Genomic DNA, 8281 nt, shown 5'->3' with positions numbered 1-8281 from the left:
CGTCTACCATCCGCCGCTCGTTCCTCGCGGCTCCCGCCAGGCCCGCCACGACGCGGCACCACCACCCACCCCGCCCGGCGTCGTCTCACCCTGGTCGGTTCCCACCTCGGGCGATTGCCCGCGGTGGTGGGTTCGGCCTGCCGCGCGACCGGCCGGACCGCCGCAGCCGCGCCCGGAACGGGTCGCCGGTCGTGGCGCCGGTGCGTCGAGCGGGTGGTCTGGGCGCGTCCTGCTTGCGGGACGCGCCCGCGTCGCCTGTTCGACCTGCCGGGACCGCCTGGTCGGTCCCGTGTCGAGCCACCACGCGGCGGGCTCGACCGCAGTTGGCGCCCCGATGGTCGCGAGCGGCCGACCGTCGTCGACGTGACCACCGTTCACTCCGTGCCACCCCGAGTCCTGCTTCAGCCAACCAGGGTTCTACCCCGCGAGACCACGGTTCGGCCGCTACCGACCAGGGTTCTACCTCGCGGCACCAGGGTTCTACCTCGGTGGGGAGTAGGGGGAGGGCCAGGGGCCGATCTCCGGGAGGGGGACGGGCGCGCCGGTGCGGCGGGCGACCGGTTCGGCGTCCGGGGTGCGGCCCGCGAGCCAGGCGGCGACGTCGGTGAGGCGGCCCCGGACGACGACGGCGTCGCGCGCGTCGATCCCGGGGTCGCTCCCCACGGGCGTCTCCGTGTGGGGAGCAACCCCGGGGTCGGCGGCGAGACGGAGGCCGCCCGGACCCATCCTGAGCCGGGTGGGCTCGTCGGCGACCTCGACCAGGACGTCGTCCGTGAGCCGGACCCCGAGGAAGTCGAGGAGGTGGAGTCCGAGGGCGCGGGGCCAGGTGGCGAGGTCGAGCCCGGCGTCGAGGTCGACGGCGTGGATCCGGACCTCGCGCCACCACGCGACGAGCGCGTCGGTGACGGTGCCGTCGCGGTAGGTCACGGGCGCGTCCCACCCGGACGACCCCAGGGCCGGCCACGCGGCGTCGAGACGCTCGGCGAGCGAGTCGAGCGCGAACACGTGCTCCGCGACCGACCGGCGCGCGCCCGCCTGGATGCCGGCCTCGCGGCCGGCCGCTCCGCCGTCGTACACCTCGACGAGCTCGCCGCGTGCGGCAAGCTCAGCCTGGCGGGCCATCGCCTCGCCGATCGCCGTGACGTGCGCGAGCACGTGGCTGCGCGACCAGCCGGGCAGCGCGGACGGGCCCGCGAGGCCGGCGTCGTCGAGGTCACGCGTCGCGACGGTGACGGCCTCGAGCGCGGCGCGCGCGTCGCGACGCACCTCCTCGACGTCCGGCGCGGCGGGTGCGGTGGGGTCGGTCACGGCCACAGGAGCTCCTTCGTCCAGGGTTGAGGTGTCGCGGCGTCCGCGTCAGACGGCGCGGTGTAGCGCAGGCGGACCTGGCCGTCCGGCGAGGCGGCCCAGAACTCGACGCTCGTGGGCTCGAGCGCGTACGCGGTCCAGGTGGCGAGGACGACGTCGGGCTCGGCGCGGACCCGTGTGAGCGCGGCGTCCCACGCGGTCCGGTAGGCGGCCCGCGACGCGAGCGGGGCGCTCTGCGAGCCGGCGAGCGCCGTCGCTCGGGAGAAGTCGGACCGGGCGAGGAAGTCGGCGGCGGAGGTCTCAGCACCGAGCGGGACGACCGGCCCGCGCACCCGGACCTGGCGACCGTGCTCCCGCCAGAAGAACGTCAGCGCGGCGTTCGGGTTCTGCGCGAGCGCCACGCCCTTGGGGGAGTCGGCGCGCGTGGCGAAGACCCAGCCGTCGCCGTCGACGTCCTTGAGGATCAGCGTTCGAGCGTCGACCCGGCCGTTCGCGTCGGCGGTCGACAAAGTCGCGGCATGGGGCGCGGGCAGACCCGCGTCGATCGCCCCCTCGAGCCATGCGACGAAGAGCGCGCTCGGTTCGTCCGGCGCCGCGTCGACGTCGATGCCGGCCAGGTCGGTGCCGAGCACCGGCAGCGCGCGCAGGCGCTCGCGCAGGGACGGGCGGTCGGGGGCGTCGGTCATGCGTCCTCCAGGGTGGTCGGGCCGGGGTCGAGGAGCGCGACGAACCCGCGGGCCGCGGCCGTCATCGCGCCGGGGTCGTCGAGGGCTCGCGCGAGGACGTAGCCGCCCTGCACGATCGCGACGGCGGCGAACGCGCGGTCGCGGGCCGCGTCGTCGGGCAGCCCGTCCTCCGTGAGCACGGCGGCGGCCAGGTCGACGAGCCCGCGGAAGTAGTCGCGGACCTCCGCCGCGAGCGTGGCGTCGTCCATGACGGCCTGGTCGCTGACGAGGCGACCGACCTTGCAGCCGGCGAGCGCGGGCCTCGGCCGCTCGAGGTAGCGGGCGAGGCGCTCGACGGCGGACCCGTCGGCGTCGAGGTCGCGGTGCGCGGCGTCGAGGCCCGCGGTCGTCGTGGCGTGCACGGCCGCTACGGCGAGGTCGTGCTTCGTCGGGAAGTGGTGGTACAGGCTGCCCTGGCCGACGCCGCTCGCGGCGAGGACCTGGCGCGGGCTGGTCGCGCCGACTCCCTGGGCCCAGAACAGCTCCTGCGCGGCCGCGACGAGACGGGCGCGGGTATCGGTCGTCGCCATGCGAGCACCATACCTACCTCTAGGTATGGTGTCGAGAACCTCCCCGGCGGCCCTCTCGCGTCACACCCGGAGGTCCTGCTCGGTCGGGACGGCATGAGAGTCCAGTCGTACGGTGGGTCGGTGACGGTGCAGCAGCGTGTGCTGGTGGTCGCGGTCCTCGCGTCGTTCGTGTCGTTCCTGGACGGCTCGGTGGTCAACGTCGCGCTGCCCGCGATCTCCGCCGAGCTGACGACGGGTCCGGTCACCGGTCTGGCGCTGCAGCAGTGGGTCGTCGACGCCTACATGATCACGCTGGGCGCGCTCATCCTCCTGGCGGGATCGCTGTCCGACGTGCACGGTCGGCGCCGCATCATGGCGATCGGCCTGGTCGGCTTCGCGGTGACGTCGGTCGCGTGCGCGCTCGCCCCCGACGGGCTGTTCCTCGTCGTCGCGCGCGGGCTCCAGGGCGTCGCCGGCGCCCTGCTGGTGCCGAGCTCGCTCGCCATGATCATCTCGACCTTCGACGGCGAGCGGCAGTCCCGCGCGATCGGCTCCTGGACCGCGTGGACCAGCACCGCGTCGCTCGTCGGGCCGCTGCTCGGCGGCATTCTCATCGACACGATCTCGTGGCGCTGGGTGTTCTGGATCAACGTGCTGCCCGTCGCGGTGACGCTGTGGCTGCTGCGCGCTGTGCCCCGGTCCGCCGCGGAGGAGCCGGGGGCCGGGACGACCCGCCGCATCGACGTCGCCGGGGCGACGCTCGCGGCCGTCGGGCTCGCGGGCACCGTGTTCGCGCTCATCGAGCAGGGCCGGTTCGGCTGGGCGAGCCCGGTCGTGTGGGGGCCGTGCGTCGTGGGCGTCGCGTGCCTCGTGACGTTCGTGTGGTGGGAGCGCCGCGCCCCCGACCCCATGCTCCCGCCGCGGCTCTTCCGGGTGCGCAACTTCGCGTGGGGCAACCTCGCGACCGCCGCCATCTACGGGGCGCTCTACTTCGGCGGGTTCGTCGTCACGCTGTTCCTCCAGCAGGTCGGCGGGTACAGCGCGACCGCCGCCGGGCTCGCGCAGCTCCCGGTGACGCTCGTGCTCCTCGCCCTCTCCACGCGGTTCGGGGCGCTCGCGGGCCGCTACGGCCCGCGCCTGTTCATGACCCTCGGGCCGATCGTCGGCGGAGCGGGCTACCTCCTGCTGCTCACGACCACGGACGACGCCGTCTACGTCACCCAGGTGCTGCCGGGTCTCGTCCTCTTCGGCCTCGGCCTCGCGATGACCGTCGCACCGCTCACGTCCGCGATCCTCGGCTCGATCCCCGCGGCCGACGCCGGCATCGGCTCGGCGGTGAACAACGCGGTGTCCCGCGTCGCGGGCCTGGTCGTCATCGCGTTCGCCGGCGTCATCGTCGGCGGCGTGCTCGACCTCGACGGCTTCCACCGCTCGCTCCTCGTCACCGCGGCGCTGCTCGTCCTCGGCGGCGTGCTGAGCTGGGTCGGCATCCGCAACGAGAAGGTGCGCGCGACCGCGGACGCGGTCTCCGGGGACCGCTGAACGACCCGCGCCGCCTATCGCACCGTCTGGAGGTCGTGCGTCGAGGTGTTGAGGCGGCGCGCGCCGTCGGGCGCGTCGGGTGGGAACGCGACGACGATGTCCTCGATCCGCACGCCGAACCGCCCGGGCAGGTAGATGCCGGGCTCGACGGAGAAGCACATGCCGGGCTCGATCGGGCGGTCCTCGCCCTCCACCATGTACGGGGGCTCGTGGGTCGTGGTGCCGATGCCGTGCCCGGTGCGGTGCACGAAGTACTCGCCGTAGCCCGCGTCGGCGATGACCGCGCGCGCGGCCCGATCGACGTCCTGGCACGTCGCGCCGGGACGCACCGCGTCGACCCCCGACTGCTGGGCGCGGCGGACGACGTCGTAGACCTCGCGCTGCTGCGCGTCGAGAGCGTCGTCGGTGCCGCCCTCGACGAGGACCGTGCGTGACGTGTCGGAGCCGTAGCCGTCGCGCAGCCCGCCGAAGTCGAGCACGACCAGGTCGCCCGGCTCGATGACGCGGTCGCCCGCGTCGTGGTGCGGGTCGGCGCCGTTCGGGCCCGCGCACACGAGCGTGAAGTCGACCTGCTCGTGCCCGTGCTCGCGCAGGAACCGGTCGAGGTCGGCGGCGACGTCCCGCTCGCGCCGGCCCGCGAAGGCGACCTCGCGGATCTGCGCGAAGGCCGCGTCGGCGGCGGCGCCCGCCGCGGCGAGGCGCTCGACCTCCTGCGCGTCCTTGACGGCCCGCAGCGTCGGGACGGTGTCGGAGAAGGCGGTGAAGCGGGCGCCGGGTAGCGCGCGCTGGAGCCCGAGCACGTGCAGCGCCCACGTGGCGTCCGAGACGGCGTAGGCACCGTCCCTGGCGAGGAGGCGCGCCGCGGCGTCGTGCTCGTCGTCGCCGTCGCGCCACGTCACGACGTCGAGGCCCTGTGCGCCCGGGGCGGAGGCCAGGTCGCCCCGCTCGAGCAGCGGCACGACGACGGACGCGCCGCCCGCCGTCCCGGTCCCCTCCGCGGAGATCGTGAGCAGCGTCAGCCGCTCCGTCTCCGGCGGCGCGTACCCGGTGAAGTAGGCGAGGTCGGGGCCGGGGGAGACGAGCAGCCCGGCGAGCCCGGCCTCCCGCGCGTGCGCGGCGGCGCGCTCGCGGCGCGCGGCGTAGACCTCGGGACCGAACGCGGCCCCCGGACGTGCGGCATCGGTGCTCGACATGGTGCCAGGGTGGCACCGCCGGCCCGCGAGATCGACCCGAAGGGCCCGACGTCGACCCGCCGAGGGCCGATCCGGGACGGACGGGTCGAACCCATGAAGGCCCTGGAGTGGCAGGGTGGGCGCATGAACGACGTGCGCAACCTCTTCGCAGCCCTCGACACGTTCGACGGACACTGGCAGCCGCACCGCGTGGCGAGTCTCAACGACGAGGACGTCAAGGTGGTCAAGGTGCTCGGCGAGTTCGTCTGGCACACCCATCCCGAGACCGACGAGCTGTTCCTCGTGCTCGCGGGCGAGCTGACGATCGACCTGCGCGAGGACGGCGCCGAGCGGGCGGTCGTGCTGGGACCGCACGACCTGTTCGTGGTGCCGCGCGGCGTCGAGCACTGACCGCGGGCCGCCGTCGAGACCTCCGCGGTGCTCGTCGAGCGCCGCGGGACGGTGAACACGGGGGACACGGGCGGCGACCTGACGTCGCCGCTGCGCGAGCTCCCGCCGAGGTAGAACCGTGGTCTGCCGAGGTAGAACCGTGGTCGTCAGAGTCGACGACCGGCGTACTACTTTGGCGGACCCCGGTACTACTTCGGCGAACCCCGGTGTGCGGAGGGACGACCGGGCGGCCATCCCGCTCCGGGAGGTCAGACCCGGACGACGACCTTGCCGCGCACGTGGCCCGACTCGCTCGCGCGGTGCGCGTCGGCGGCGTCGGCCAGGTCGAACACCTCCGCGACCTCCGGGCGCAGCAGGCCCTCGTCGCCGAGGCGCGCGAGCTCCGCGAGATCCGCCGTGTCGGGGCGCACCCACACGTAGTGCCCGCCGAGCTCGTCGCGCGCGCGGGCGTCGACGATCGACGCGATCGTGCCGCCGTCGCGCAGCACCTGGGGCGCCGAGTCGATCGCGTCGCCGCCCACGTAGTCGAGGACGACGTCGACGCCTTCCGGTGCGAGCGCCCGGACCCGGTCCGCGAGCCCGTCGCCGTACGTGACCGGCTCGGCGCCGAGCGAGCGCAGGAAGTCGTGGTTGCGCTCCGACGCCGTCCCGATCACGCGTGCACCGAGCGCCCGCGCGATCTGCACGGCGAACGACCCGACGCCGCCGGCCGCGGCGTGCACGAGGACCGTCTGCCCCTCGGCGACCCCCGCGCGCCGGATCGTCTGGTACGCCGTCAGGCCGGCGAGCGGCACGGCGGCCGCCTCCTCGAACGACCACGCCGCGGGCTTGCGCGCGAGCGTGCGGACCGGCGCCGCGACGAGCTCCGCGAACGTCCCGCCCGACACCTCGCCGCCGACGACGTCCTTGCGCACGTAGCCGTACACCTCGTCGCCCACCTGGAGCTCCGGGGTGTCCAGGCCGACGCGCTCGACGACGCCCGCTACGTCCCAGCCCGGGACGACGGGGAAGACCGCGTCCATGATCTGGTCGAGGTACCCCTCGCGGACCTTCCAGTCCACCGGGTTGACGCTCGCGGCGCGCACGCGCACGAGCACGGAGTCGGGCCCGACCTTGGGGGTCGGGAGGTCGGTCGTCTCGAGGACGTCAGGGCCGCCGTAGCGGGAGTAGGTGATGGCTCGCATGACGGCGGCAACCACGCGTCGGCCCGCGCGATTCCCGCCGTCGGCGAGGAAGAGCTCTCGTCGGTCGCCTCAGACCACGGTTCTCGGTGGGGCGACCAGCGTTCTACCTCGGCCTACCACCGTTCTACCTCGGGCGACCGGGTTCTCCCTCGGCGGGCGGTCAGGCTTCGAACGCCGTCGGGTCCATGAAGAGGACCTCCCACTGGTGGCCGTCGAGGTCGGCGAAGCTCCGCGAGTACATGAAGCCGCCCTCCTCCTGCGGGTCCTTGACGGCGGTGGCGCCGGCGGCGAACGCCGCGTCGGCGAGGCGGTCGACCTCGGCGCGGCTGTCGACGCTCAGCGCGTTGATGACCTCGGTCGTCGCGGTCGCGTCGGCGACGGACTTGTTCGTGAACTGCTTCGCGAACTCCTCGGTGAGGAGCATGACGTAGATCGTGTCGCTGATGACGATCGAGGACGCGTTCTCGTCCGTGAACTGCTCGTTCACGGTGTACCCGAGCGCCGTGTAGAAGGCCTTGGAGGCGTCGAGGTCCTTGACGGGCAGGTTGACGAAGATCTGCGTGCTCATGAGTGCGCCTCCGGCGTCGTGGGCGGTTCGCCCGGTACGTGGTGTCGTGGGGGTAGACGACCGGTGCCTCATGAACTCATCGCCCGGCCGCGCACGAGTCGCGGCCGGGCGACGGAGCGCCGCGAGCGCCTCAGACGAGCACGTCGCCGTCACGCGCGACGACCCGGCCGCCGGCGACGACGAGCGCGCGGCGCGGGGCGCGCACGACGGCGTCGGGCACGTTCTCGGCGTCGACGAGCACGACGTCCGCGGGCGCCCCGACGACGAGGTCGTGCACGTCGCGACCGACGAACCGGGCGGCGTCGGACGACGCGATGCGCGCCGCGGTGACGAGCTCCTCGTCGTGCCGGAACCGCGAGAGGCGGGCGAGCTGGGTCGTGAGCGCGAGGAGGTCGCCGGTCCCGTACGGCGACCACAGGTCGCGGATCCCGTCCGTGCCGAGCCCGACGGCGACGCCCGCGGCGCGCAGCGCGTGCACCGGCAGGGGAGCGGCGCCGATCGGCGCGACGGTCGTCATGGTGATGCCGGCCTCGCCCATCGCGGCGACGAGGTCCGCCTGGCGCGACGTGGGGACGTCGCCGACGGCGAAGCCGTGCGCGACGTTGACCCTGCCCTGGAGCCCGGTGCGCAGCGTGCGGTCGATCATGAGCTCGACCTGGAACGCGCCGAGATCGCCGCCGTCGTGCAGGTGCACGTCGACGCCGACACCGCGGCGCTCGGCGATCGCGAAGAGCCCGTCGAGCTGGCCGACCGGGTCGCGGTCGAGCGGAGCGCGGGGGGAGCCCCCCCACTGGGGCGGCCCCCCCCCCCCGGGCCCCGCGCGGCAGGTGCTCACCGCCCCGCGCGCGCCCTCACCCACAGC

General features: G+C 74.6%; 9 protein-coding genes. 2 read left to right on the top strand and 7 right to left on the bottom strand.

Features of this window, described 5'->3' with window-relative positions; all coding sequences use genetic code 11:
* Window positions 1-480 precede the first annotated feature (480 nt).
* The 3 genes from ACFWH7_RS20025 to ACFWH7_RS20015 are packed head-to-tail and all read right to left on the bottom strand — an operon-like array spanning window position 481 to window position 2563.
* Entirely contained in the window at window positions 481-1308 is an 828-nt protein-coding gene (locus ACFWH7_RS20025; protein ID WP_378219260.1) for a maleylpyruvate isomerase family mycothiol-dependent enzyme, read from the bottom strand.
* The gene (locus ACFWH7_RS20020) at window positions 1305-1994 is read right to left on the bottom strand and encodes a pyridoxine/pyridoxamine 5'-phosphate oxidase (RefSeq protein ID WP_378219258.1); all 690 of its coding nucleotides are present in this window, start codon (window positions 1992-1994) and stop codon (window positions 1305-1307) included. The genes ACFWH7_RS20025 and ACFWH7_RS20020 overlap by 4 nt, the downstream gene beginning before the upstream one ends.
* A complete protein-coding gene (locus tag ACFWH7_RS20015; protein WP_378219256.1) occupies window positions 1991-2563 on the bottom strand; it encodes a TetR/AcrR family transcriptional regulator in 573 nt (190 codons plus the stop codon). The genes ACFWH7_RS20020 and ACFWH7_RS20015 overlap by 4 nt, the downstream gene beginning before the upstream one ends.
* A gap of 93 nt (window positions 2564-2656) precedes the next feature.
* Between ACFWH7_RS20015 and ACFWH7_RS20010 the strand changes: the two genes are divergently transcribed.
* Window positions 2657-4084 carry an MFS transporter gene (locus ACFWH7_RS20010; RefSeq protein ID WP_378219254.1) on the top strand — a complete coding sequence of 476 codons (1428 nt, stop codon included), beginning with the start codon at window positions 2657-2659 and terminating at the stop codon, window positions 4082-4084.
* Window positions 4085-4098: 14 nt separating this feature from the next.
* On the opposite strand, the gene ACFWH7_RS20005 is transcribed toward ACFWH7_RS20010, so the two are convergent.
* Window positions 4099-5277 carry an aminopeptidase P family protein gene (locus ACFWH7_RS20005; RefSeq protein ID WP_378219251.1) on the bottom strand — a complete coding sequence of 393 codons (1179 nt, stop codon included), beginning with the start codon at window positions 5275-5277 and terminating at the stop codon, window positions 4099-4101.
* 123 nt (window positions 5278-5400) lie between these two features.
* Between ACFWH7_RS20005 and ACFWH7_RS20000 the strand changes: the two genes are divergently transcribed.
* On the top strand, window positions 5401-5667 hold the full coding sequence (locus ACFWH7_RS20000; protein WP_378219249.1) for a cupin domain-containing protein: 267 nt from the start codon (window positions 5401-5403) through the stop codon (window positions 5665-5667).
* A 248-nt stretch (window positions 5668-5915) separates the two neighbouring features.
* On the opposite strand, the gene ACFWH7_RS19995 is transcribed toward ACFWH7_RS20000, so the two are convergent.
* From ACFWH7_RS19995 to ACFWH7_RS19985, 3 genes are all read right to left on the bottom strand, one after another.
* On the bottom strand, window positions 5916-6851 hold the full coding sequence (locus ACFWH7_RS19995; protein WP_378219247.1) for an NADP-dependent oxidoreductase: 936 nt from the start codon (window positions 6849-6851) through the stop codon (window positions 5916-5918).
* A 160-nt stretch (window positions 6852-7011) separates the two neighbouring features.
* On the bottom strand, window positions 7012-7419 hold the full coding sequence (locus ACFWH7_RS19990) for a VOC family protein (RefSeq protein WP_378219245.1): 408 nt from the start codon (window positions 7417-7419) through the stop codon (window positions 7012-7014).
* A gap of 130 nt (window positions 7420-7549) precedes the next feature.
* Window positions 7550-8281: amidohydrolase family protein (locus tag ACFWH7_RS19985; RefSeq protein WP_378219243.1), on the bottom strand; the 732-nt coding region annotated here is incomplete at its 5' end.

The sequence above is a fragment of the Cellulosimicrobium cellulans genome, assembly GCF_042723955.1.
GTDB classification, from domain to species: Bacteria; Actinomycetota; Actinomycetes; order Actinomycetales; family Cellulomonadaceae; genus Cellulosimicrobium; species Cellulosimicrobium cellulans_H.
The sequence above is the reverse complement of the archived record's forward strand: the minus strand, read 5'-3'. Positions and strand labels throughout refer to the sequence as shown.

Coding starts and splice junctions, on each gene's coding strand:
- ACFWH7_RS20010 (WP_378219254.1), top strand. CDS start 2,657: ATGAGAGTCCAGTCGTACGGTGGGTCGGTGACGGTGCAGCAGCGTGTG.
- ACFWH7_RS20020 (WP_378219258.1), bottom strand. CDS start 1,994: ATGACCGACGCCCCCGACCGCCCGTCCCTGCGCGAGCGCCTGCGCGCG.
- ACFWH7_RS20000 (WP_378219249.1), top strand. CDS start 5,401: ATGAACGACGTGCGCAACCTCTTCGCAGCCCTCGACACGTTCGACGGA.
- ACFWH7_RS20005 (WP_378219251.1), bottom strand. CDS start 5,277: ATGTCGAGCACCGATGCCGCACGTCCGGGGGCCGCGTTCGGTCCCGAG.
- ACFWH7_RS20015 (WP_378219256.1), bottom strand. CDS start 2,563: ATGGCGACGACCGATACCCGCGCCCGTCTCGTCGCGGCCGCGCAGGAG.
- ACFWH7_RS19990 (WP_378219245.1), bottom strand. CDS start 7,419: ATGAGCACGCAGATCTTCGTCAACCTGCCCGTCAAGGACCTCGACGCC.
- ACFWH7_RS19995 (WP_378219247.1), bottom strand. CDS start 6,851: ATGCGAGCCATCACCTACTCCCGCTACGGCGGCCCTGACGTCCTCGAG.